19 protein-coding genes are annotated in these 23,634 nt (G+C 62.4%); 8 read left to right on the forward strand and 11 right to left on the reverse strand.

The annotated features are described in order from the left end of the window. Positions 1-4,829 (forward strand): beta strand repeat-containing protein (locus AC30D9_RS16085; protein WP_490144395.1); only part of this gene is annotated, 4,829 nt, incomplete at its 5' end. Positions 4,830-4,990: 161 nt separating this feature from the next. On the opposite strand, the gene AC30D9_RS16090 is transcribed toward AC30D9_RS16085, so the two are convergent. After that, positions 4,991-5,386, reverse strand: a complete 396-nt coding sequence (locus AC30D9_RS16090; RefSeq protein WP_307571543.1) for a YbaN family protein — start codon at positions 5,384-5,386, stop codon at positions 4,991-4,993. Between the two features lie 8 nt (positions 5,387-5,394). After that, positions 5,395-5,982 (reverse strand): UPF0149 family protein, encoded by a 588-nt coding sequence (locus AC30D9_RS16095; protein ID WP_109751312.1) that lies wholly within the window; start codon positions 5,980-5,982, stop codon positions 5,395-5,397. 476 nt (positions 5,983-6,458) lie between these two features. Here AC30D9_RS16095 and recQ point away from each other — a divergent pair, with 476 nt between their 5' ends. The 3 genes from recQ (at position 6,459) to AC30D9_RS16110 (ending at position 11,209) form a co-directional block, all read left to right on the forward strand. Continuing rightward, positions 6,459-8,585, forward strand: a complete 2,127-nt coding sequence (gene recQ / locus AC30D9_RS16100) for a DNA helicase RecQ (RefSeq protein ID WP_307571542.1) — start codon at positions 6,459-6,461, stop codon at positions 8,583-8,585. 117 nt (positions 8,586-8,702) lie between these two features. Next, entirely contained in the window at positions 8,703-9,137 is a 435-nt protein-coding gene (locus tag AC30D9_RS16105; protein WP_003199001.1) for a MarR family transcriptional regulator, read from the forward strand. Positions 9,138-9,256: 119 nt separating this feature from the next. Next, a complete protein-coding gene (locus AC30D9_RS16110; protein WP_490144396.1) occupies positions 9,257-11,209 on the forward strand; it encodes a FimV/HubP family polar landmark protein in 1,953 nt (650 codons plus the stop codon). Positions 11,210-11,381: 172 nt separating this feature from the next. On the opposite strand, the gene AC30D9_RS16115 is transcribed toward AC30D9_RS16110, so the two are convergent. Continuing rightward, positions 11,382-13,583, reverse strand: a complete 2,202-nt coding sequence (locus tag AC30D9_RS16115) for a patatin-like phospholipase family protein (RefSeq protein WP_307571540.1) — start codon at positions 13,581-13,583, stop codon at positions 11,382-11,384. A gap of 72 nt (positions 13,584-13,655) precedes the next feature. On the opposite strand from AC30D9_RS16115, the gene AC30D9_RS16120 reads away from it, so the two are divergent. Beyond that, positions 13,656-13,943 carry an Rdx family protein gene (locus AC30D9_RS16120; RefSeq protein ID WP_109751316.1) on the forward strand — a complete coding sequence of 96 codons (288 nt, stop codon included), beginning with the start codon at positions 13,656-13,658 and terminating at the stop codon, positions 13,941-13,943. Here the strand turns inward: AC30D9_RS16120 and AC30D9_RS16125 are convergent. Both AC30D9_RS16125 and AC30D9_RS16130 read right to left on the reverse strand, forming a co-directional pair. Then, positions 13,937-14,827: a DMT family transporter gene (locus AC30D9_RS16125; protein WP_163854887.1), complete on the reverse strand. Its 891-nt coding sequence runs from the start codon at positions 14,825-14,827 to the stop codon at positions 13,937-13,939. The genes AC30D9_RS16120 and AC30D9_RS16125 overlap by 7 nt on opposite strands. A gap of 92 nt (positions 14,828-14,919) precedes the next feature. Continuing rightward, positions 14,920-15,672 carry a helix-turn-helix transcriptional regulator gene (locus AC30D9_RS16130; RefSeq protein ID WP_490144397.1) on the reverse strand — a complete coding sequence of 251 codons (753 nt, stop codon included), beginning with the start codon at positions 15,670-15,672 and terminating at the stop codon, positions 14,920-14,922. Positions 15,673-15,807: 135 nt separating this feature from the next. On the opposite strand from AC30D9_RS16130, the gene AC30D9_RS16135 reads away from it, so the two are divergent. Next, positions 15,808-16,623 (forward strand): UDP-2,3-diacylglucosamine diphosphatase, encoded by an 816-nt coding sequence (locus AC30D9_RS16135; RefSeq protein ID WP_057448539.1) that lies wholly within the window; start codon positions 15,808-15,810, stop codon positions 16,621-16,623. 157 nt (positions 16,624-16,780) lie between these two features. On the opposite strand, the gene AC30D9_RS16140 is transcribed toward AC30D9_RS16135, so the two are convergent. Together AC30D9_RS16140 and AC30D9_RS16145 are read right to left on the reverse strand one after the other, a co-directional pair. Then, a complete protein-coding gene (locus AC30D9_RS16140) occupies positions 16,781-17,371 on the reverse strand; it encodes an HD domain-containing protein (protein WP_490144398.1) in 591 nt (196 codons plus the stop codon). A 32-nt stretch (positions 17,372-17,403) separates the two neighbouring features. Further along, the gene (locus AC30D9_RS16145; RefSeq protein ID WP_307571640.1) at positions 17,404-17,715 is read right to left on the reverse strand and encodes an Mpo1-like protein; all 312 of its coding nucleotides are present in this window, start codon (positions 17,713-17,715) and stop codon (positions 17,404-17,406) included. A gap of 185 nt (positions 17,716-17,900) precedes the next feature. Here AC30D9_RS16145 and AC30D9_RS16150 point away from each other — a divergent pair, with 185 nt between their 5' ends. Then, on the forward strand, positions 17,901-18,962 hold the full coding sequence (locus AC30D9_RS16150; protein WP_490144399.1) for an AraC family transcriptional regulator: 1,062 nt from the start codon (positions 17,901-17,903) through the stop codon (positions 18,960-18,962). On the opposite strand, the gene AC30D9_RS16155 is transcribed toward AC30D9_RS16150, so the two are convergent. Further along, positions 18,919-20,373 (reverse strand): TrkH family potassium uptake protein, encoded by a 1,455-nt coding sequence (locus AC30D9_RS16155; protein WP_134923278.1) that lies wholly within the window; start codon positions 20,371-20,373, stop codon positions 18,919-18,921. The genes AC30D9_RS16150 and AC30D9_RS16155 overlap by 44 nt on opposite strands. Positions 20,374-20,534: 161 nt before the next feature. Between AC30D9_RS16155 and AC30D9_RS16160 the strand changes: the two genes are divergently transcribed. Further along, on the forward strand, positions 20,535-21,104 hold the full coding sequence (locus AC30D9_RS16160; protein WP_307571534.1) for an NAD(P)H nitroreductase: 570 nt from the start codon (positions 20,535-20,537) through the stop codon (positions 21,102-21,104). 85 nt (positions 21,105-21,189) lie between these two features. Here AC30D9_RS16160 and AC30D9_RS16165 read toward each other — a convergent pair whose 3' ends face one another. The 3 genes from AC30D9_RS16165 to phhA form a co-directional block, all read right to left on the reverse strand. Further along, positions 21,190-22,383 carry an amino acid aminotransferase gene (locus AC30D9_RS16165; RefSeq protein WP_490144400.1) on the reverse strand — a complete coding sequence of 398 codons (1,194 nt, stop codon included), beginning with the start codon at positions 22,381-22,383 and terminating at the stop codon, positions 21,190-21,192. Beyond that, positions 22,383-22,739 (reverse strand): 4a-hydroxytetrahydrobiopterin dehydratase, encoded by a 357-nt coding sequence (locus tag AC30D9_RS16170; RefSeq protein ID WP_003184087.1) that lies wholly within the window; start codon positions 22,737-22,739, stop codon positions 22,383-22,385. Before AC30D9_RS16170 ends, AC30D9_RS16165 begins: the two co-directional genes overlap by 1 nt. 99 nt (positions 22,740-22,838) lie before the next feature. After that, positions 22,839-23,624, reverse strand: coding sequence for a phenylalanine 4-monooxygenase (gene phhA, locus AC30D9_RS16175; RefSeq protein WP_134923281.1), 786 nt, complete (start codon positions 23,622-23,624; stop codon positions 22,839-22,841). Positions 23,625-23,634 lie beyond the last annotated feature (10 nt).

Raw genomic sequence — 23,634 nt, forward strand, 5'->3', positions numbered from 1 at the left:
TGGGCAACACCCTGACCATCACCGGCTACAACGCCACCACGGGCGTGGTGAGCTACAGCTACACGCTGCTGGACAATGAAGCGCATCCAAACGCCAACGGCGCCAACAGCCTGAGCGAGCAGTTTGCCGTGGTTGTCACCGATGACAACGGCACCACGGCCAACGGCAACCTTGACGTGAACATCGTTGACGATCTGCCGACCGCTCATGCTGATTCCGCCTCCGTGGATGAGGGTGGGACGGTCAGTGGCAACGTCCTGAATAACGACGAAGGCGGTGCCGACGGGCCGGCCGCGAGTGGGGCGGTGATTGGCGTGCGTGCTGGCAACGACACCTCGACCCCGGCGCTTGGCGGCCTGAATACTCAGATCAACGGCACCTACGGCTACCTGACCCTGGATGCCAACGGCAACGCTGTCTATCACAGCAACCCGAACACCGTCAGCGCCCCAGGTGCCACCGATGTGTTCACCTACACCGTGCGCGACGCCGACGGCGATGAAAGCACCACCACGATCACTATCGATGTCCACGATGTCTGTCTCGTCGCTACGCCAGACCAGGAAGTCAGCGTCTACGAAAAAGCCCTCGACCTGAACCAGGACGGTCAGGACCTGGCTCCCGGCACCGTCACCGGCAGCGCCCCGAGCGCCACCAGCGAGACCGCCAGCGGTAGCCTTGTCGGCTCGGTCAGCGGCGCCGTTGGCGCAGTCACGTTCGCGTTAGTGGGCAACGCCACCGGTGCCTACGGTCAATTGGCGCTTCAGCCCGACGGTTCCTACACCTACACCCTGACCGCTCCAGCCACCACCACGCCTCACGCCAACGATGGCCCGAACGTGTTGAGCGAAAGCTTCACCTACCAAGCCACAGACTCGCTGGGCAATACCGTCACCAGCACCATCGTTATCGAGATCGTCGACGACGTGCCCAGCGCCCATGCCGATGTTGCCTCGGTGCTGGAGGGCGGCACGGTCAGCGGCAATGTGCTGGACAACGACGTACTTGGCGCGGACGGCGGCATGGTGATTGGTGTGCGCGCCGGCAACGACACCTCGAACCCGGCGATCGGCGGCCTGAACACCCAGATCAACGGCACTTACGGCTACCTGACCCTGGATGCCAACGGCAACGCGGTCTACCACAGCAACCCGAACACCGTCAGTGCCCCAGGTGCCACCGATGTGTTCACCTACACCGTGCGCGACGCCGACGGCGATGAAAGCACCACCACCATCACCATCGATGTCCACGATGTCTGCCTCGTCGCTACACCAGACCAGGAAGTCAGCGTCTACGAAAAAGCCCTCGACCTGAACCAGGACGGCCAGGACCTGGCGCCTGGCACCGTCACCGGCAGCGCCCCGAGCGCCACCAGCGAGACCGCCAGCGGTAGCCTTGTCGGCTCGGTCAGCGGTGCCGTTGGCGCAGTCACGTTCGCGCTAGTGGGCAACGCCACCGGTGCCTACGGTCAACTGTCGCTTCAGCCCGACGGTTCCTATACCTACACATTGACTGCGCCCGCCACCACCACGCCTCACGCCAACGATGGCCCGAACGTGTTGAGCGAAAGCTTCACCTACCAAGCAACAGACTCGTTGGGCAATACCGTCACCAGCACCATCGTTATCGAGATCGTCGACGACGTGCCCAACGCCCATGCCGATGTTACCTCGGTGGTGGAGGGCGGCACGGTCAGCGGCAATGTGCTGGACAACGACGTACTCGGTGCCGACGGTGGCATGGTGATCGGCGTTCGCGCCGGCAACGACACTTCTAACCCTGCCATCGGCGGCCTCAACAGCCAGATCAACGGCACCTATGGCTACCTGACCCTGGACGCCAATGGCAACGCCGTCTATCACAGCAATCCGGACTCCGTCGGCGCTCCGGGCGCCACCGATGTGTTCACCTACACCGTGCGCGATGGCGATGGCGATGAAAGCACCACGACCATCACCATTGACGTGCATAACAGCTGCCTGGTCGCCGAAACCGACCAGGACGTTACCGTCTATGAAAAAGCCTTGGACCTGAACCAGGACGGCCAGGACCTGGCGCCCGGTACCGTCACCGGCAGCGACCCGAGCGGCACCGGTGAAACCGCCAGCGGTAGCCTCGTCGGTTCGGTCAGCGGTGCCACTGGCGCCGTGACCTTCACCTTGGTGGGTAACGCCACCGGTGCCTACGGCCAGTTGCTGCTCCACTCTGACGGTTCCTACACCTACACTCTGACCTCGCCAGCCACCACCACGCCCCATGCCAACGACGGCCCGAACGTGCTGAGCGAAACCTTCACCTATCAAGCCACGGACTCCCTGGGCAACAGCACGACGGGCAGCCTGGTGGTCAGCATTGTCGATGATGTGCCAAAGGCCGTTGCGTCCGAGCGTTCGGTCACGGCAGTGGAGATCGATTCGAACCTGCTGATCGTGCTCGACGTGTCCGGCAGCATGGCCGATGACTCGGGTGTACCGGGGCTTTCGCGGCTGGACCTGGCGAAACAGGCCATCGGCGCCTTGCTCGACAAATACGACGACCTGGGGGATGTCAAAGTCCAGCTCGTGACGTTCAGCAGCAGTGCCACCGACCAGACTTCGGTGTGGGTTGACGTGACCACCGCCAAGTCGCTCCTCTCCAGCTTGTCGGCGGACGGCGGGACCAACTACGACGCGGCGGTGGCGGCGGCCAAGACCGCGTTCGTCACCTCCGGGCAACTGACCGGGGCGCAGAACATCGGCTATTTCTTCTCCGATGGCAAACCCACCTCGGGCCAGGAAACCGGCACGGCGGACGAAGCCGCGTGGAAAGCCTTCCTCGACGCCAACGGCATCAAGAACTACGCCATCGGCCTGGGCAGTGGTGTCAGCAACGCCAACCTCGACCCGCTGGCCTACGACGGCAGTACCCACACCAATACCAACGCGGTAGTGGTCACCGACCTGAACCAGCTCAACTCGGTGCTTTCTGGCACCGTGCAAGGCGCGCCGGTCACCGGCAACCTGCTGGGCGAGGGCGGCTCGTTCGGTGCCGATGGCGGGTTTGTTAAAAGCCTGGTGGTCGATGGCACCACGTACAGCTACGACCCGGCGGCCAACGGTGGCCAGGGTGCGCTGAGCGCCAGTGGTGGGGCCAATCACGGCTCCTTCAATACCGTCACCAACACGCTGAGCATCGCCACCGATCACGACGGTACCCTGGTGGTCAACCTGGATACCGGTGCGTTCAGCTACACCTCCCAGACGGCCACCAGCACCTTGATCACCGAGCACATCGGCTACACCGTCAGCGACAATGACGGCGACCTGGCGAGCTCCAACCTGGTGATCAATGTCGTGCCCAACAGCCCACCGATCGCTGCCGATGACAACATCATCACCAACGTGCTGTCGGGCAACATTGTGATCCCGGGTGAGCTGCTACTGGGTAACGACAGCGACGCCAACGGCGATCCGCTCACCGCTTCGCCCACCAGCTTCAATACTGGCTGGGCCGCCAAAGGCGCGGACTTTACCGGCAGTACCGGCACGGTCAGTTTCACCGGAAACAACGTGCAGTCGATCAACCTCAGCCGCAGCGCCTTTGTCGCCAATACCGCGAGCATGACGGCGGCGCTGGTGGTCAGCGGTGCACTGGGGATGGTGTCCAATAACAATGCCAACGATGAGGATCGGCTCAACATCAGCCTCAAGCAGGGTGAAACCCTCACCCTGGACCACAACCTGGCGGCCGGTCGCATTGCCATGGAGTATTCACTCAACGGCGGGCCTTTCATCGCGATCAGTGACGGCGCTTCTTTCACCGCGGCAGCGGATGGCAACTACCAGATTCACGTCACAAACATCCCCAATGCGGGCGGTGGAAACGCCAACGCTGCGGAAAACTATCAACTGACCCTGACCGTCAATTACGCCGGCGCCCAGGACAGCACGCCGGATTACCACGGCAGCTACACCGCCAGCGACAACCATGGCGGTAGCGACAGCGCGGCGGTGGGCATCAGCTATCAGGCAGGCCATACCCTGACGGGCACCAGTGGCGACGACGTGCTGTTGGCCGGCAACGGCGACAACACCCTCAATGCCGGCGACGGCAACGACATCCTCAGCGCCGGCTCGGGCAACAACGCCTTGCATGGCGGGGCAGGCGATGACTTGCTTTACAGCGGCACGGGCAACGACCTCCTCGATGGCGGTACGGGTAACGACACCGTGAGCTATGCCCACGCGACCGCCGGGGTCACCGTCAACCTGGGCCTGCTGGCGGCGCAAAACACCCTGGGCGCCGGCACCGACACGCTGACCGGTATCGAAAACCTGATCGGCTCGAACTTCAATGACACCCTCACCGGCGACGGCGCCAGCAACCGCATCAGCGGCGGATTGGGCCATGACGTGCTCAATGGCGGTGGCGGCGACGACTTGCTGATCGGCGGCCTGGGCAACAACACCCTCACCGGTGGCAGCGGTGCCGATACCTTCCAGTGGCAGGCTGGCAACAGCGGCCATGACGTGATCACTGACTTCACGCCTGGCCTCGATAAACTCGACTTGTCCCAACTGTTGCAGGGGGAAAACGGCAGTGCGGCGTCACTGGATGATTACCTGCACTTCTCCGTCACCGGTAGCGGTGCCTCGCTTGTGACCAGCATCGACGTCAGCGCTATTGCCGGTGCCACGCCGAACCAGACCATCGACCTGGCCGGCGTCAACCTGGCCAGCCACTACGGTGTCACGCCGGGCGCGGGGGGAATCATCGGTGGAGCGGACACGGCGACCATCATTAACGGCATGTTGAATGACCATTCGTTGAAGGTGGACACGGTGTGAGGGCTGCTGTGGCGAGGGGATTTATCCCCGTTCGGCTGCGCAGCAGTCGCAAACCGGTCGGTAGGGGCCATCTGTCGCTGCGCGGCGTCTGGTTTTGGGGTTGCTTTGCAACCCAGCGGGGATAAATCCCCTCGCCACAGGGGAATGCGCCGCACTCATACTCAGGGTTTTCGCAATGTCTTCTGCTTGAGGATATAAACCGTTACCAACACCGCACTGGTGAGCATGAACCCCCGCGCCCATGGCAGGGGCACCAGGTAGCAGGAAAAGAGGATGCTCGCCCACATCAGCCCAATGGCGTAGACCTTGCCCTTGAGCGGGATGCCGTTGCCGCTGAGGTAGTCGCGGATCCACGGGCCAAGGCGGGGATGTTCCACCAGCCAGCGATAAAAGCGCGGCGAGCTGCGGGCGAAGCAGGCAGCGGCCAGCAGCAGGAAAGGCGTGGTGGGCAGTACGGGGACGAAGATGCCGATGACCCCCAGCACCACGCTCAACCAGCCGATGGCCAGTAGAGCGTAACGCAGGATCAACGGGCGGTTGCCGATGGGCGCGGACACCCGGTTACTCAGTGGTGACGAGGCTTGAGGATCGCCGGTTTTTCGTCCGGTGCGTTGCACAGCAGGTACAGCGCAGTGAGGGCTTCCGGGATCTGCACGATCATGTCGTCCATCAGGTTGGCGTCGGCGGCTATGTCGGAGAACTCCGGTTGCTCGTCGAACAGGCCGGACCCGACCATGATCGGTAGCAGCATTTCGCTGACTTCTTCTTCGGCGGTTTCGAACCAGGCGGCTTCGCGCAGGAACACGCCTTCCATGAAGCCAATGCACCAGCCACGCAGTTCCGAATCGTCCGGGTCATCGCCCAGGTCCAGTTCGCACGGCAGCTCGAATTCTTCGTCGGAGGCCAGCTGGCGGGCGATATGGGCCTTGAGGCCGACCAGCGTGGATTCGATTTCGGCGCGCTGGGCTTCACTGGCGTAATGGGGCTCTTCGGCGAACAGGGCGTCGATCCACTCACGGTCCGGCACCTGTTCGGAGCAGATGGACAGGGCGGTCAGGTAGCCATGAGCGGCCACGTAGTCCAGCGCTTCATCGTGCAGCTCATCGGCATCGAGGAAGACTTGCAGGCGGGTCAGTTGCTCAGCGAAGGACATTACGGGCTACCTTGGGGAATAAACAATGCGAGAATTCTAGGCCTTCTTGAGCGCCCAGGCCAGCCGCGTGGTGTATTTGCCTTGCCCATGAGGGCTGGGTTGGGGGGGCGTACCGAAAAAGAAGGGCTGAACTCGGTCCCTGTGGCGAGGGGATTTATCCCCGTTGGGCTGCGTAGCAGACCCAGAATGGCCACCCGAGTTTGCGACCCACCTGATAAGCCGAGAGGGCTGCTGCGCAGCCCGGCAGGGATAAATCCACCCGCCACACATGCAGTGTTCGGCTTCCTTATCTTCAAAGTCCAAAGAGCCTCTTGTCAGCGACGCCCTTCGCAACGAAGGCCTCGGGTATACTGCCGCGTTTTGTGATGCCCTGCGGCGTCCCGCCGGTCTGAAACGCGCACTTACGATTCGCCGGTGCAGCTTTTGCGATTCTGAACCAGCCTTGCAGGGATGTTTCGGTGATTTTTGGAGTTTCTATGCTCGAACAGGCTCAACGCGTCCTCAAGGACATCTTCGGCTACGACAGTTTCCGTGGCCGCCAGGGTGCCATTATTGAGCGCGTGGCCAGCGGTGGCGATGCCCTGGTGCTGATGCCCACCGGCGGCGGCAAGTCCTTGTGCTTCCAGGTGCCGGCGCTGCTGCGCAACGGCCTGGCGGTGGTGGTCTCGCCGCTGATCGCGCTGATGGACGACCAGGTCGCGACCCTCGAGGAGCTGGGTGTCGCCGCCGCTTCGCTGAACTCCACCCTCAGCGCCGAGCAACAGCGGGACCTGGCGACGCGGATCAAGCGCGGCGAAGTGAAGATGTTGTACCTGGCACCGGAACGCCTGGTGCAGCCGCGCATGCTGGCGTTCCTGCAGAGCCTGGAAATTGCCCTGTTCGCCATCGACGAAGCCCACTGCGTGTCCCAATGGGGCCATGACTTCCGTCGCGAATACCTGCAACTGGGGCAACTGGCCGAACTGTTTCCCGATGTGCCGCGCATCGCCCTGACCGCCACCGCCGACAAACGCACCCGCGAAGAAATCGTCGAGCGTCTGCATTTGCAGAACGCCGAGCGGTTCCTGTCCAGTTTCGACCGGCCCAATATTTTCTACCGCATCGTGCCCAAGGAGCAGCCCCGCAAGCAGTTGCTGGCGTTCCTCGCCGAGCGCCGCAGCGATGCCGGCATTGTCTATTGCCTGTCGCGCAAGAAGGTCGATGAAGTGGCGGCGTTCCTTTGTGAGCAGGGTTTTCCAGCGTTGCCGTACCACGCGGGCTTGCCCAACGACCTGCGCGCCTACCATCAGAAGCGCTTCCTCAACGAGGAAGGCCTGATCATGGTGGCCACCATTGCGTTCGGCATGGGTATCGACAAGCCCAACGTGCGTTTCGTCGCCCACCTGGACCTGCCCAAGTCCCTCGAGGCGTATTACCAGGAAACCGGGCGTGCCGGCCGTGACGGCTTGCCGGCCGACGCCTGGATGGCCTACGGCCTGCAAGACGTGGTGATGCTCAAGCAGATGCTGCAGAACTCCGAAGGCGATGAGCGCCACAAGCGCCTGGAACAGCACAAGCTCGACGCCATGCTCTCGCTGTGCGAAGAAACCCGCTGCCGTCGCCAGACCTTGCTGGCCTACTTCGACGAAGACATGCCCCAGCCTTGCGGGCATTGCGACAATTGCGTCGATGGCGTGGAAACCTGGGATGCCACCGAGCCGGCCCGCCAGGCCCTGTCGGCCATTTTCCGCACCGGCCAACGCTATGGGGTGGGGCATCTGGTGGACGTGTTGCTGGGCAAGGACAACGAGAAGGTCCGCAGCTTTGGTCACCAGCACCTTTCGGTATTCGGGGTGGGCAAGGCCCGCACGGAGAGTGAATGGCGTTCATTGTTCCGACAACTCGTGGCCCGCGGCCTGGCCGACATCGACCTGGAAGGCTACGGCGGCCTGCGCTTGTCTGAAACCTGCCGGCCCTTGCTCAAGGGGGAGGTTACCCTCGAACTGCGCCGCGACCTCAAACCGGCGACGGCGATCAAGAGCAGCAAGAGCCAGGCCAGCCAACTGGTGCGCGGCGAAGAGCGCGATCAATGGGAAGCTTTGCGCGCCTTGCGTCGCAAGCTGGCCGAAGAACACGGCGTGCCGCCGTACGTTATCTTCCCCGATTCGACGCTGCTGGAAATGCTCCGCAGCCAGCCCACCTCCCTGGCGGAAATGGCCCGGGTCAGTGGCGTGGGCGCGCGCAAGCTGGAGCGCTATGGCGAGGCCTTCCTCCAGGTACTGGGAGGCGAGGCCGAAGCGCCGAAAGCGGTGGCCGATGTGCGCCACGAGCTCATCACCCTGGCCCGAGCCGGCATGACGCCGTTGCAGATCGCCGGGCAATTGCAGTGCTCGGAAAAGAACGTCTACACGATGCTGGCCGAGGCCATCGGCAAACAGCAGTTATCCCTGGAACAGGCACTGGATCTGCCCGAAGAGCTGATGGGTGAGGTACAGGACGCGTTCCTGGATGGCGAAGGCGAGTTACCGCCAGTGTCTGAAGTCGCTGCATTGTTTGTCGGACGAGTTCCCGAAGGCGTGCTTTACTGCGTCAGGGCTGCGTTGCAGTCGGAATTTGAAGTCTGATCAGTCAGTTGCGTTCCTTTAACGATTCAGTGCAAGGCGCACCTTGCTTGAATCCAAAGCTCATGCTTAGCTGACTAATAATTAGTTTTTCTCTATTTCAGATCTGATGAGTTTTTTATGCCGTTAACCGATCAACACCGTTTTGGCATGCAGTTGGCGCAAATGTCTCGTGGCTGGCGTGCCGAATTGGACCGTCGCCTGGCCGGGTTGGGCTTGTCCCAGGCGCGTTGGCTGGTGCTGCTGCACCTGGCCCGTTTCGAACAGGCGCCGACCCAGCGTGAACTGGCCCAGAGTGTCGCCGTCGAGGGCCCGACCCTGGCCCGGTTGCTCGACAGCCTGGAAACCCAGGGGCTGGTGCAGCGCCAGGCCGTGGCCGAGGACCGCCGGGCCAAGAAAATCGTGCTCTGCGCACCGGCCCTACCGTTGATCGAGCAAATCGAAACCATCGCCACGCAATTGCGCCGTGAGCTGTTCGAAGGTGTCGACGAGGCGGACATGCGCGTATGCATGCGGGTCCACGGTACGATCCTGGCCAACCTGGAAAAATCCTGAGGCATATCCCTGGCGTCAGACTTTTGAGATTCACCGGTTAGCGAACTATAACCAGTAGTAAGCGCTCCTATTGGAAGCGTTTACGCTGCGGTTGGTTCTGGTAATCGAAAGGGATGCCCATGCTTGAAAGTTTGCAGTCCACGTTGCGTCGTTGGGTCAACGTGTCGGTCGTCGTGGGTGCCCTGGGGTATTCGGCCTTGGCGTCAGCGCTGGGGCTTGGCGAGATCACGCTCCATTCTGCCCTGAACCAGCCGTTGCGCGCCGATATCGCCCTGGTCGATGTGGCCGGGATCGGTGAGGGCGACCTGTCGGCCAACCTGGCGAGCCCGGACGATTTCAGTCGTGCGGGTGTGGAGCGGGTGTTCTTTCTCAACAACCTGCGCTTTACCCCCGTGCTACGTGGTGAGCGCAGTTTCATTCGGGTGACCTCCAGCAAACCGGTGGAGGAACCGTTTCTCAATTTCCTGGTGCAGCTCAATCAGCCCAACGGGCGCCTGTTGCGCGAATACACCGTGCTGATCGACCCGCCGGGCACGCCGGGTGTCATGCCGGTCCGCGACGAACCTGCCGAGGCCCCGCAGCCCGCGATGCCGGCCATCAAGCCGCCCCCGGCGGTACAGGGCAAGCGCTACACGGTGGTGCAGGGAGACAACCCGTGGGTCGTCGCCAAGCGCCTGCATGACGCCGGCAGCAATGCGTCGGTCAATGAACTGATGCAAGGCATCCAGGCCTTGAACCCAGGCAGCGACCGGCTTTCCATCGGCCAGCGCTTGTTATTGCCTGACTCAGCCGTGCTGCCGACATCCGCTGCACCCACATCCAGCCAGACCTCCGTTGCGTCCGATGAGCAATTGGCCGCCAGCGTGCTGCAAAACCAGCAGCAACAGAAAACCATCGATGAACTGCAAGCCCGGCTCCAGACCCAGGATGAGGAAATCGCTGGCCAGCGCAAGCAGATCAGTGAGCTGCAGACCCGGTTGGCCGAAGTTGCCCCAACCCCCGTTGCAACGGTGCAGCCGCAGCTCCCAGCATCGGAACCGGCACCGAACGCACAGCCCGTGACGGAACCGGTTGCAGAGCCAGAGGGCATTGATTGGTCGTGGGTGGCGGGGTTGGGCCTGTTGGGGTTGCTGGCGCTGTTGCTGTTCGTTCGGCGTCGGCAGCAGAAGGCCGAGCTGGAGCCTGTAGGCGGGCGTCCGGAGCCGATGCTGGAGGAGAGCGACGAAACTTTTGCTTCAATTCCCGATACGGAGCCGTCCGAGCCCGCCGCTTCGTTCAATAACGGGGATGCGCCCTTGGGTGATGTGCTGGAGGGCGTTGGGATTTACCTGACCTACGGCCGTTTCACCGAGGCCGCAGGGCTGTTGCGCGCCGCGTTGCTGGCGGAGCCGGAACGCACCGACCTGGGCCTCAAGTTGCTGGAGGTACTGGGCAAGCAGGGCGATGTCATTGGTTTCCAGGCCCAGGAACATCATCTACTGGCACAGGGTATCGATGCCGGGACGTTGGAGGACATCCGTGGGCGTTACCCCAAGGTTGCTTCAATCGCTGCACCGCCAGTGGCATCGGCGCAACCTCAGGTATCGGTTCCTGCACCTGTTCCCGAACGTGAGCCCATGCCCAGTGACGAATTCGAGTTGGACCTGGATGCACTGTCCATGGAAACCAGTTGGGACCTCGCCGATGCCCAGGACAACACTGCCGAAAAAGACGCTGGTTCCCCCCATGCCGCCGATGTGGCCGATGGCTTGTCGCTTTCAGGCTTCGACGAACCGGACTTGCAATGGGAAGCGCCGCTGGAAACCGAGTCATTGGACGATGCCTTTCTCGACGGTTTTGCCGATGAGGAGCAGTCGCTGGAACTTGAGCCGCTGACCCTTGAACCTGTTTCCCTGGACGCCATGTCCCTCGAGCCCCAGGTCCCGGAACACTCGCTCAAACTGGAGCAGGCGCAGAATTGCATCGATGATGGCGACTTGAAGACTGCTGTCTCCCTACTTGAAGAACTGCTGGAGGAGGGCGACGAACCGCTCAAGCAGACTGCCCGGGTGCTGTTGGCCGGGATTCGCTGAGGCCATGGATTGATGTCGAGGCTACTGGCCCCTTCGCGAGCAAGCCCGCTCCCACAGGGATTTGCTGTGAGCATCGAGTTTGCGAGCGCCTGAGAGCCTTTGTGGGAGCGGGCTTGCTCGCGAAGGCGGCCTGTCAGTCCGCTGATCTTTCCCAGGCAAATGCCTAGCCCCATCAAAACGTCTGCCCCAGATTCAGATACACCGCCTGTTCATCATCGTCGTTAAAGCCATAGCTGAAATTCAGTGGCCCCAGCGGTGTATCGAACCCCAGGAAAATGCTGGCGGCGTTGATGTAGCCGCTGTCGAATTCGTTGTCGTTGTTCCAGGCCCGGCCGCGTTCCAACGAGCCGCCGATGTACAGCGGCAAGTCCAGCGGCAGGTAGGCCCGCGGTGTCAGCCGGCGGTAATACACGGCGCGCATCAGGCTGATGTTCTGCCCGGAGACCCCGTCTTCGCGAAAGCCCGACAGTTGCCGTGCGCCACCGAGCACGAAACTGGACGTCACGACCTCGGCAGTGTCCAGCGTCCGGCCGTAGCGCCCGCCCAGGATGAAGGTGTCCGGGCCGCTGCTCAGGGCCTTGTCCAGTTTGAATTCCCACTGACGGTAACGCTGGTCGGAACCCAGCCCTGGTTCGTATTGGCGCCAGGTCAGGCCAATGTCCTCCCCTTCATGGGGGAAGTACACGTTGTCGAAGGAGTCGAAGGAGTACCTCAGGTCATAGAAGCCTTCATTGAAGTTCTCGCTGGGCTGGTCGTGATCGCCAATGCGCACATCCGCCTTGCCCCAGGCCTGGCCGACACCCAGGCGGATTTCGCCGCTGTTGCCGATCTGTCGGCCGACGTTCAGGCCGAAGCCATAGCGCTCGACGCGATACTGGGCCACCGGATCGTTGTCCAGGATGGATTCCACGTTTCGCGATTCAAACTGCCCATAAGGGGCGATGAAGTAGCGCGAGCCGACATCCAACGGCTGGTAGAACTCGCTGTATAACTCCTGCCTGTCGCCGATCTGCGCCCGGGTCAGCCATTCGGCGCCCAGGCGATTGATGCCGTTGACCCGATAGCTGGCCCCCAGGTTGAACGCGCTGTCCCCGCGCATATCGTCCGACAGGCTCAGCCCCAGCCGCAGGTAGTCGGTGCCGGTGCGTCTACCCCGGGCGCTGATCACCAGTGTGTGGTCCGGGCCCTTGCGGACCACCCGGTATTGCACCTGTTCGAAGTAATCCAGGCCGTACAGCGTGCCCATGTCGGTCTGCAGGCGCCCCAGGTCCAGCGGCTCGCCAATCTGCTGGCGAATGTAGTAGCGGATCACGTCATCGCCGACTTTCGAGTCGTTCTCCACGCGGATGGCGGTGATGACTGGCGTGCGCTCGCTTGGGGTCCGTGCGGCCATGAGTTCGGCGTCGGGCGCTTCGGACGGGCGTAGAGGGGCCAGGCGCGCCTCGAGTATCCGAGTGGCGCGGTAGCCGGCATCGATCATCTCCCGGGCCCGGCCGAAGTCAGTGGAGCCGAAGCTCGCCAGGGCCGGCTGGATCAGGACGTCGTCTTTTTTCAGGGTTGCCAGTTGCTCTTCAGAGTTGCGCCGGGTCATCAGGGTGGTCGACTGGTTCAATACGTCGACCACTGTGACCAGTTGTTTGCGGTTGCGCAGGGGCGTACCGATGTCGACCACGATGGCCACGTCCACGCCCATTTCCCGGGCCACATCCAGCGGGATGTTGTCGGTCATGCCGCCGTCCACCAGCAGCCGGCCGTCCAGTTCCACCGGGGCGAACACCGCTGGGATGGACATGCTGGCGCGGATGACCTTGGGCAGGTGGCCTTTGCGAAACACCACTTTTTCGCCGCTGGCGATGTCGGTGGCAACTGCACGGAAAGGGATCGGCAGTTTGTCGAAGTCCCGGGTGTCGCTGGCGTGGGCCAGCAGGCTTTCGAGCAGCAGGGCCAGGTTCTGGCCCTGGATGACCCCCAAGGGCAGGCCGAGGCTGCCGTCGTCGCGAAAGCTCAGTTTCTGTTTGACCAGGAAGTCGCGGTCGTCCTGCTTGCGCCGGAATGGCACGTCCTTGCGTGGCGGCGCGTCGGACAAGGCCTGTTGCCAGTCGATGCCCAGGGCGAGTTTTTCCAGTTCGTCGATCTTGTAGCCCGAGGCATACAACCCGCCGATTACCGCGCCCATGCTGGTGCCGGCGATGGCATCGATCTTGATGCCTTGCTCTTCCAGGGCCTTGAGCACGCCGATGTGGGCCAGCCCCCGTGCCGCGCCGCCGGACAGCACCAGGCCGATTTTCGGGCGTGGCGTTTCGACGGCGGGCGCGTTGGCATGGCCGAGCAGGGGCAACAGCAGCAGAAGCAGGAGGGGCAGCAGGCGGCGCATCGTCAATCTCGGGGGCGGGCGATCAAAGGCAGGTATTATAACGACGCCTTCGAACCCAGGAGTCCACCCGCAATGACCGAACACAAACCGGAAGTGGTCATCACCTATTGCACCCAGTGCCAATGGCTGTTGCGCGCCGCCTGGCTGGCCCAGGAACTGCTCAGCACCTTCGCCGATGACTTGGGCAAAGTGTCCCTGGTGCCGGGCACGGGTGGTGTGTTCCATATCAGTTGCGACGGTACGCAGATCTGGGAGCGCAAGGCCGATGGCGGTTTTCCCGAAGCCAAGGTCCTCAAGCAGCGGGTCCGCGACCAGATCGATCCGGCGCGGGACCTGGGCCACAACGATCGGGTTCAGTGAGATGCGGCTTGAGCGCCAACCCCCGGTTTCTTCGAACCGCCCAGTTGGCTTGAGATCACGATGGCCGCGATGATCACCACGCCGCCCAGCAGCATGCGCAGTGTCGGGTTTTCATCGAACAGCCACCAGGCCATGGCGATGCCGTAGACCGGCTCCATGGCGAAGACCACCGCCGCCGTGCGGGCCTTGATCACCGCCAGGCTGGCGACGAACAGGCTGTGGGCCAGACCGGTGCAGAACACGCCGAGCAAGCCGATCCACAACCAGTCGATGGGGCGCACGTCGCTCAATTGTGGCGCGGCCATTGGCAACAGGCACAACCCGACCACCACGTTCTGGCACAGCGCGGCCTGTACGGGGGGCACGTGCGCCGAGCCGGCGCGGTTGGTCAATGACAGCAGGGAAAACAGCAGCCCCGAGGCCACGGCCCACAGCAAGCCGGTGGTGGCGCCGCTGGCCAGGTCGAAGTTCGGTGTGACCAACACCAGGCCGATGCTCACCAACACCACCAGCCAGATTTCATTGGCGCGAATCCGCTCGCGGAAGATCAGCCCCTCGAGCAATACCGTGAAGGCCGGGAAACTGGCGAACCCCAATGTGGCGATCGCCACGCCGGCAACCTTCACGGCAATGAAGAAACTCACCCAGTGCCCGGCCAGCAACAGCCCCCCGAGCAGCAATCGCCGGCCATCCTGTGCCCGCAGTTTTTGCCAGCGGCTGCTGCTGGCAAACCGGGCGAACATCGCCAGGGCGAGCACGGCGAAGACGGCGCGACCGAACACGATGACCGCTGGCGAAGCCGCGGCGAGTTTGCCGAATACACCGGTCAGGCCAAACATGAGTGCGCCAATGTGCAGGGCGCCGAGGGCAGTACGGGGCGTCATTTCAATCCTTGTCCAACGGTTGAGCGTCAGGGTATTGAACCTGTTGCCGAGCGCTTTTGTCTGTCGCGATCCTAGCGATTTTTAGCGCGAATCTAGCGTTGTTGACGCCGCAGCTTGCCCGGCGAGACGCCGAATTCGCGCAGCACCGCCGCGGCGAAGGCACTCTGGGAGCTGTAGCCGACCCGTTGGCCGATCTCGCCGATGGGCAGTTGCGAATCACGCAACAACGCCACGGCCTTGTGCAAGCGGCGGCTGCGGATGTAATCCATCGGGGTTTGCCCGCACTCGGCGACGAAGCGCGCGTGCAGGCGGGCGCTGGAGAGGCCGGCGACTCGCGCAAGGTCCGCCACTTGCAGCGGATAGGCCGCGTACTGGTCGATATGGGCGTTGAGTGCGGCATAGGGCAGGCGTCGGCCACCGTGGGTTTCCTGGCGAGCGCCATTGAGGCTCGCCAGCAGCAGCACCGCGCCTTGCTGGGCGATCACCGGGTCGTCCACCCGGCTGCCGGCCAACCAGGTGACCAACTGGCTTTGCCCCGCATCCAGGGGCAGGCGCGCGGTGTCGTCGAGCAAGCGGCGGCTGGCATCGGCGTGATCCCCCAGGCATTGCCCGAGCCAATCATCACTGGGCACGTCCAACACCAGGCAACGGCTGCCATGGGGACTGCCGCAGGCGTGATGCGCACCGGCCGGTATCACCACGAAGCTTTGTTGCACCACCTGGCTGCCCTGGCCTTCGACCTCGAAATCCAGCGCGCCAGACAGCCCGAACACCAATTGGGCATGGTCATGGCTGTGGACGATCAAGTCGTGGCTGTAGTGGCGTAGCGTGAGGATCGGTCTCATCGCGGTCTCCCGTGTCAGGCCGCCAGCATACACCGAGGGCGCAACGCCCGGCGCTGTCATGCAATGGACTTGTATTTGTCATGGGCCATTAACCGCTGGCGTGCACAGTGGCAAAAACGATCAGAGGGTTGCCCAATGACCAGCGCCGAGCTCGCCAGACCCAGCCGCAAACAGCGTGTTCGCACCCTGTGGATTTCCGATGTGCACCTGGGCACCCGGGATTGCCAGGCCGAGCACTTGTCGCAGTTCCTCAAGGGTTACCATGCCGACAAGATCTACCTGGTAGGGGACATCATCGATGGCTGGAAACTGCGCGGTGGCATGTATTGGCCCCAGGCCCACACCAACGTCATTCGCCGCTTGCTGACCATGAGCAAGCGCGGCACCGAAGTGATCTACGTCACCGGCAATCATGATGAGTTCCTGCGGCGCTATTCGAAGCTGATCCTGGGCAATATCCAGTTGGTGGACGAAGCGGTGCACGTCACCGCCGACGGTCGGCACCTGTTGGTGATCCATGGCGATCAGTTCGATGTCATCACCCGCTACCACCGTTGGCTGGCGTTCCTCGGCGATTCGGCCTACGAGTTCACCCTCACGCTGAACCGTTGGCTCAACCATTGGCGAGCCCGTTATGGCTACGGCTATTGGTCGTTGTCGGCGTACCTCAAGCATAAGGTCAAGACCGCTGTCAGTTTCATCAGCGATTTCGAAGAAGCTATCGCCCATGAATGCGTGAAGCGCGAACTGCATGGCGTGGTGTGCGGGCATATCCACCATGCCGAGATGCGCATGGTGGGTGAGGTGGAGTACCTCAATTGCGGCGATTGGGTCGAGTCGTGCACGGCATTGATCGAGCATTGGGATGGGTCGATCGAGTTGTATCGGTTGGCGGAGGCCCAGGCGCGTGAGGCGCAGTTGAAGGCACTGAAAGTCGCCGAACCCGCCTGAGCCTCACACCATTGTGGCGAGGGGATTTATCCCCGCTGGGCTGCGAAGCAGCCCCCTATTGGTGTGCCAAGTTGATCGCGCTGAAGCAAATTTTCTTGGGGCTGCTTCGCAGCCCAGCGGGGATAAATCCCCTCGCCACAGGGATTTTCTGTGTCTGTCAGAGCATGGGCTGTTCAGCCATCGCCGCCTTGTAGATCGATTGCTTCGGCGCGGCAAACACCCTTTCCAGCATCGGCTCGAAGAAACTCAACGGCAGTGTGTCGTACTCGGGATCGAACGCCGCCGCGTCATATTTCGCACAAAAATCGACCGTCGCCTGGTACTGCGGATGTTCGCAAAACTGCTCGCGCAGGTGCCGGTCCATGCCCAGGTGATGGAAGAAGTAATAGCCTTGGAAAATCCCGTGTTTCTCCACCATCCATAGGTTCTCGGCGCTGACGAATGGCTTGAGGATCGCCGCCGCGATGTCCGGGTGGTTGTACGAGCCCAGGGTGTCGCCGATGTCGTGAAGCAGCGCGCAGATCACGTATTCCTCATCGCGCCCGTCACGGTAGGCACGGGTGGCGGTTTGCAGGGAATGGGTCAGGCGATCCACCGGGAATCCGCCGAAATCACCGTCCAGCAGTTTCAAGTGGGCCAGGATCCGGCCCGGCAACTGTCGCGCATAGGCGCTGAAATCGGCTGCGATGATTGCCCAGTCTTCCTGGGTGCCGTCCTGCATGTGGGTAAAGCGTGCATGCGTATTCATCGAGGGTCCTTTGGCTCATGGGCATTCAACGCTTAGAACGCCACCTTGCCCAGCAGCATGTCGCGATACATGACGAAATCGCCAAGCAGACTGTAGAACGGATGCTGGAACGTGGCAGGCCGGTTCTTTTCGAAGAAAAAATGCCCGACCCAGGCAAAGCCGTAGCCAGCGACAGGCAGGGCGATCAACCACCACCAGGTGCCCGCGACGAGCGCCAAGGCGAGAATCACAAAGAGCAGGGAAGTGCCGGCGAAGTGCAGCCGTCGGCAGGTGCTGTTGCTGTGTTCGCTGAGGTAATACGGGTAGAACTCAGCGAACGTATTGAATCGTCTGGCGTTTTCCACGACTGCAGGCTCTGTGGTCATTGTTGTTTATTGAAGTCTAGAGCGATCGTGGACAGCGGCCAGTGACAATGGGCGCCACTCTAGTGTCCTGTGTTACAAATACCCCTTGTTTTTGTAATGAAAGACACTGCTATCCTTCGCCAATCCAGCCGTACCCTGCGGCTCGTCATGCAAGTAAAAACGTCATGAGCGAACGAACGACTTCTTCAAGCTGGGCGATGGGGATTGTCAAGGCGTTGGAAATGGACGGCGTCGATTGCCGGGCGCTGTTCAAGCAGTTGGGGCTGGACTTCGAGGCCCTGGACGATCCGGATGCACGTTTCCCCCAGGACTCGATGACGCGGCTCTGGCAACGAGCGGTGGAAGTGTCGGGTAACCCTGCCATTGGCTTGAACATGGGCAAAGTGGTGCGTCCGGCCTCGTTCCATGTGGTTGGCTATGCCTTGATGTCCAGTCGCACCTTGGCAGAGGGCTTCCAACGGCTGGTGCGCTACCAGCGGATCATTGCCGAAAGCGCTGACTTGAGTTTTCGTCGCTTGGACGAAGGCTACGGGCTGATCCTGACGGTGCATGGCGACCATCTGCCCCCCACTCGCCAAAGTGCCGAAGCGTCCCTGGCCTGTGCGCTGGCCCTGTGCAGTTGGCTGACCGGGCGCACCCTGCACCCGGTGAAAGTGTTGTTTCAGGGGGCCGAGCCGTTGGACCTGGCGCCCTATCACCGGGCCTTTCCCGCGCCGCTGATGTTCGGCGCGCCTTATGATGCGCTGATTTTTGAACAGGCCGACATGGAGGCGCCGCTGCCGACGGCCAACGAAGCCATGGCGCAGCTTCACGACCGATTTGCCGGTGAGTACCTCGCGCGTTTTTCGGAAAGCCGCGTGACCCACAAGGCGCGACAGGTGTTGTGTCGGTTGTTGCCCCAAGGGGAGCCCAAGCGTGACGTGGTGGCGCAGACGCTGCACCTGTCGCAGCGCACCTTGCAGCGGCGCTTGCAAGAGGAGGGCACGAGTTTCCAGAACCTGCTCGAAGACACCCGTCGCGAACTGGCCGAGCAGTACCTGGCGCAGCCGGGCATGACGCTGCTGGAGATCGCCTACCTGCTGGGGTTTGCCGACCCGAGCAATTTTTTCCGGGCCTTTCGCCGCTGGTTCGACACCACGCCTGGCGAATACCGGGCGCGGTTGGCGAGCCAGCCTGCACCGGTCAGTGACGCCAGAACGCCGGGATACACAGCACGAACACTGTGATGATCTCCAATCGGCCCAGCAGCATGCCTGCCGACAGAATCCACTTGGCGGCGTCCGGCAGCGGTGCGAAGTTGCCCGCCGGCCCGATGGTTTCCCCCAGCCCCGGGCCGACGCCCGACACGGTACTGGCCGCGCCGGTCAGCGCCGTCATCCATTCCACGCCCAGCAGCGACAGTAGCAGGGCGATCACGCAGATGGTGATGGCGAAGAAGAACGAGAATGTGAGGATCGAGCGGACGATTTCTTCGTCGAGGCGATGACCGTTGTATTTCTGCTTGATCACCGCACGAGGGTGGATCAGTTGATTAAGGTTGGCCCGCAGCAGGATGTAGGCGACCTGGAAGCGGAAGATCTTGATCCCGCCGGCCGTCGAGCCCGAACAACCGCCGACGAATCCCAGATAAAAGAACAGCATCAGCGAAAAGTTTCCCCACAGGCTGTAGTCGCCCAGGGCGAAACCGGTGGTGGTGATGATGGACGTCACGTTCAGCGCCACGTGCCGCAGGGCATCGAGCCAATGCAGGTCGGTGGTTGCCCAATACCAGGTGCCGAGCACCAGCCAGGTCACCAGCAACACGCCGATAAGCCCCTGGACCTGCTGGTCCTTGATCAGCGCCCGGCGGTTGCCCCGCAGCGTCGAGACGTACAGGGCAAACGGCAGGCTGCCGAGAATCATGATGACGATGGCGACCCAGTGCACCGCCGGCTGGGTCCATTTGGCCAGGGACAGGTCCGAAGTGGAGAAACCGCCGGTGGAGATCGCCGACATCGAATGGTTGATGGCGTCGAACAGGCTCATCCCGGCCCACCAGAGCGCCAGGGTGCCAAGAATGGTGATGCCCACGTAGGACGCCACGATCAGCCGGGCCACCATGTGGGAACGGGGCATGACTTTTTCCGAGCGGTCCGACGATTCGGTCTGGAACAGGCGCATGCCACCGATACGCAGCAGGGGCAGGATCGCTACCGCCATGCCGATGAAGCCGATACCGCCGAGCCAGTGCAGCAGCGAGCGCCACATCAGGATGCCCGGGGACATGTTGTCCAGGCCACTGAGGACAGTGGCGCCGGTGGCGGTGATGCCGGACATGCTTTCGAAAAACGAATCGGTATAGCTGATGTGTTGGGTCAGCAGGAACGGCAGCGCGGCGAAGATACACACCACCAGCCAACTGCTGACGGTCAGCAGGTACATGTCGCGCGGGCGCAGGTGGATGTGTTCCGGGCGGCCGGGGAGCACCAGGGCCAGGCCGGCGACGAAGGTGATCATGCTCGACCAGAGGAACGACGGCAGCTCGCGGGTGCGCTCGAAGACCACCAGGGTGGCCATGGGCACGACCATGAAGATCGCCAGGGTGATCAGGAAGATGCCGATGATGAAACCAATGATCCGTAGGGTCGGCAACGCCATGAAGTCCGCTCAGGCTGAAAGGGAAGGGCGCCATTCTACCCGCGACAAGCGGCATGTAAACCGGCAGCCGGCGGGGCCTGGGCGCCTGGTCGCGGAATTTGAGCTAACGGCCTCGCCCCACAGCCACTAGAATAGCCAGACATTTTTTCAGGAGGTGGCCGATGCAGGCTCTCGACGCTTTGCTCAACCGTGTTTCCGTCCCGCGCCTGGTAGACCCGGCCCCCACGTCCGAACAGCGCGAATTCATGTTCGCCGCGGCCATGCGGGCGCCGGATCATGGCCAGTTGCGCCCATGGCGTTTTCTGACGGTCGAAGGGCAGGCGCGGCATCGCATGGGCGAACTGCTGGCCGAAGCGGCGCGGTTCAATGACCCGCTGGTACCCGAAGCCGTCGTGGAAAAGGCCCTCAACGGCCCACTGCGCGCGCCTCTGGTCGTGGTGGTGATTGCCCGTCTGCAGGACCATTTCAAGATCCCCAAATCCGAGCAATTGCTGGCGGCCGGTTGTGCGGCCCATGGCATCCTGCTGGCGGCTTATGCCCAAGGGATTGGTGGCGTGTGGCGTACCGGTGAGCTGGCGTACTCGCCGCATGTAGCCAGGGGGCTTGGCCTTGAAGACGGGGAAGAGGTCATTGGTTTCCTCTACCTCGGCACACCACAGAAAGAAGCGCGTACGGCGCCGCAGGAAGATGTCGGGCAGTTTGTCCGCGAGTGGACGGGCCCGCAGGTCTGACGTCTGGCGCAGCTTCTGTAGTGAAGAAGACCTACTGTGGCTAATCCCCTGACTACAAGTGGTTGTTCAGCTATTAAAAGGCGGGTTATTTACACGCATCAGCAATCGCCTCGGCCAGCAGGTCCAAACGCGTGGCGTCGATGCCGGCGACGTTGGCCCGGCCGGTGCCGACCATATAGACGCTGTGGCGTTCGCGCAGGTGCTTGACCTGTTCCGGCGTCAGGCCGGTGTAGGAGAACATCCCGCGTTGCACGCCGATGTGGGCGAAGCGCTCGCGCAGGCCATGGGGTTCGAGGGCTTCCAGCAAACCGCTGCGCAATTGCGCGATACGCAGGCGCATGGCCTGGACTTCGTCGGCCCACAGGCTTTTGAGCTCCGGATTACCGAGGATGGTTGCCACCACGGCCGCTCCATGGTCCGGCGGCGTCGACCACAGGTTACGGGCGATGTTGGCCAGTTGGCTGCGCACGTCCAGCAGTTTTTCACCGTCCCGGGCGCAGACGATCAACGCACCGGTGCGGTCGCGGTACAGGCCGAAGTTCTTCGAACAGGAACTGGTGACCAGCACCTCCGGCAGCGCCTCGGCAAACAGCCGAACCGCCCAGGCGTCCTGCTCCAACCCATCGCCGAAGCCCTGGTAAGCGAAGTCGATCAGCGGCAGCAGGTCGCGGCTGCGTACCACTTCCAACAGCTGGCGCCATTGCTCATGGGATAGGTCGAAGCCGGTGGGGTTGTGGCAGCAGGCGTGCAGCAACACCACATCGCCTTTGGGCGCCTGGTTCAGGGTCGCCAGCATCGCCTCGAAATCCAGGCGGTTGTCGGCACCCACATAAGGGTAATGACTGGCCTTGACTCCGGCCGCGGCGAAGATGGTTTCGTGAATCGGCCAGGTCGGATTGCTCAGCCAGACGCCACGGCCCGGCAGGCATTGAGCGATGAAATCGGCGCTCAAGCGCAGGGCGCCGGTGCCGCCCGGGGTCTGGGTGGCGCCAGCGCGTTTTGCGCTGATCAGTGGCGAGTCGGCGCCCAGTACCAGTTCATTGAGCAACTGGCCGAATGCAGCGTCGCCGTGGCCGCCGATGTAGGTCTTGGTGGTCTGGCGATCAACCAGCCGTTGCTCGGCCTGCTTCACGGACTGCAGAATCGGTGTCAGGCCCTGGGCATCTTTATAGACACCCACGCCCAGGTCGAACTTGCTCGGATTGCTGTCCGCGCCGTAGGCCTCCATCAGGCCGAGGATCGGGTCGCCGGGTACCCGGCCGATGGCATCGAAATGCATTACTTGCGGCCCTCTGCAGTCTTGGCCACGTCATCGGTGCGGGCGGCCATGATGAAGTCGTTGCGGTGCAGGCCCTTGATGGAGTGGCTCCACCAGGTCACGGTGACTTTGCCCCATTCGGTGAGCAGGCCTGGGTGGTGGCCTTCGGCCTCGGAGATTTCACCGACGGCGTTGGTGAAGGCCAGGGCGTGCTTGAAGTTCTTGAACAGGAAAACTTTTTCCAGCTGCATCACGCCGTCGCGCACTTCGATGTTCCAGTCGGGGATCTGCTTGATCAGTACCGGCAGTTCTTCGTCGCTGACTTGCGGGGCATCGGCGCGGCAGGCTTCGCAATGGGCTTGGTTCAGAGTGTTCATGGTGTGTTCCTGGATCGAATATTTGAAAAACGTCGATGCACCCACGCTAAAGCAAAGCCGCGCTGTGCAACAGACTCAATTGAGATTAAAAGACGCGGTTCACGCCGCCTTGGGTGGGAATTTCGGGGCGTGCAAGCCCAGTTCCCGACCGCGCCTGACCATGCCCATGATGTCTTCGTGGGCCAGGTCGAACAGGCGCTTGAGCTCGGGCAGCACGAAATACACCGGCTGCAGGATGTCGATGCGGTATGGCGTGCGCATCGCTTCCAACGGATCGAAGGCTTGATGTTCCGGCTCGTCCGACAGGCAGTAAACGGTTTCCTTGGGCGAAGACAGGATGCCGCCACCGTAGATGCGCCGGCCCTGCGGGGTCTCCACCAGGCCGAACTCGATGGTCATCCAATACAGGCGCGCCAGATAGACGCGTTCTTCCTTGGAGGCCTGGAGGCCGAGCTTGCCGTAGGTGTGGGTGAATTCGGCAAACCAGGGGTTGGTCAGCAGCGGACAGTGCCCGAAGATCTCGTGGAAAATGTCCGGTTCTTGCAGGTAGTCCAGTTCTTCGCGGGTACGAATAAAGGTCGCCACCGGAAACTGCTTGCTGGCGAGCAATTCGAAGAAGGTCTGGAAGGGGATCAACGCCGGCACCCGGGCGACTTGCCAGCCCGTGGTCTCGCCCAGCACTTTGTTGATTTCGCCCAGTTGCGGGATACGGTCGTGGGGCAGGCCAAGCTTGTCGATGCCGTCCAGGTATTCCTGGCACGCACGGCCTTCGATGACTTTCAGCTGGCGGGTGATCAGCGTGTTCCACACCGCATGTTCTTCGGCGGGGTAGTGGATAAAACCTTGCGCATCGGGCTCGCGGGCCACGTACTGCGTCTGCTTCATGCTGCTCTCC

The sequence above is a fragment of the Pseudomonas sp. DF11 genome (genome assembly GCF_058148565.1).

Bases quoted from the DNA above. Each gene is read 5' to 3' on its own strand.
- AC30D9_RS16150 (WP_490144399.1), top strand. From the start codon at position 17,901: ATGAGCGAACGAACGACTTCTTCAAGCTGGGCGATGGGGATTGTCAAG.
- phhA (WP_134923281.1), bottom strand. From the start codon at position 23,624: ATGAAGCAGACGCAGTACGTGGCCCGCGAGCCCGATGCGCAAGGTTTT.
- AC30D9_RS16135 (WP_057448539.1), top strand. From the start codon at position 15,808: ATGACCAGCGCCGAGCTCGCCAGACCCAGCCGCAAACAGCGTGTTCGC.
- AC30D9_RS16110 (WP_490144396.1), top strand. From the start codon at position 9,257: ATGCTTGAAAGTTTGCAGTCCACGTTGCGTCGTTGGGTCAACGTGTCG.
- AC30D9_RS16170 (WP_003184087.1), bottom strand. From the start codon at position 22,739: ATGAACACTCTGAACCAAGCCCATTGCGAAGCCTGCCGCGCCGATGCC.
- AC30D9_RS16130 (WP_490144397.1), bottom strand. From the start codon at position 15,672: ATGAGACCGATCCTCACGCTACGCCACTACAGCCACGACTTGATCGTC.
- AC30D9_RS16140 (WP_490144398.1), bottom strand. From the start codon at position 17,371: ATGAATACGCATGCACGCTTTACCCACATGCAGGACGGCACCCAGGAA.
- AC30D9_RS16120 (WP_109751316.1), top strand. From the start codon at position 13,656: ATGACCGAACACAAACCGGAAGTGGTCATCACCTATTGCACCCAGTGC.
- AC30D9_RS16115 (WP_307571540.1), bottom strand. From the start codon at position 13,583: ATGCGCCGCCTGCTGCCCCTCCTGCTTCTGCTGCTGTTGCCCCTGCTC.
- AC30D9_RS16125 (WP_163854887.1), bottom strand. From the start codon at position 14,827: ATGACGCCCCGTACTGCCCTCGGCGCCCTGCACATTGGCGCACTCATG.
- AC30D9_RS16095 (WP_109751312.1), bottom strand. From the start codon at position 5,982: ATGTCCTTCGCTGAGCAACTGACCCGCCTGCAAGTCTTCCTCGATGCC.
- AC30D9_RS16165 (WP_490144400.1), bottom strand. From the start codon at position 22,383: ATGCATTTCGATGCCATCGGCCGGGTACCCGGCGACCCGATCCTCGGC.
- AC30D9_RS16105 (WP_003199001.1), top strand. From the start codon at position 8,703: ATGCCGTTAACCGATCAACACCGTTTTGGCATGCAGTTGGCGCAAATG.
- recQ (WP_307571542.1), top strand. From the start codon at position 6,459: ATGCTCGAACAGGCTCAACGCGTCCTCAAGGACATCTTCGGCTACGAC.
- AC30D9_RS16160 (WP_307571534.1), top strand. From the start codon at position 20,535: ATGCAGGCTCTCGACGCTTTGCTCAACCGTGTTTCCGTCCCGCGCCTG.
- AC30D9_RS16155 (WP_134923278.1), bottom strand. From the start codon at position 20,373: ATGGCGTTGCCGACCCTACGGATCATTGGTTTCATCATCGGCATCTTC.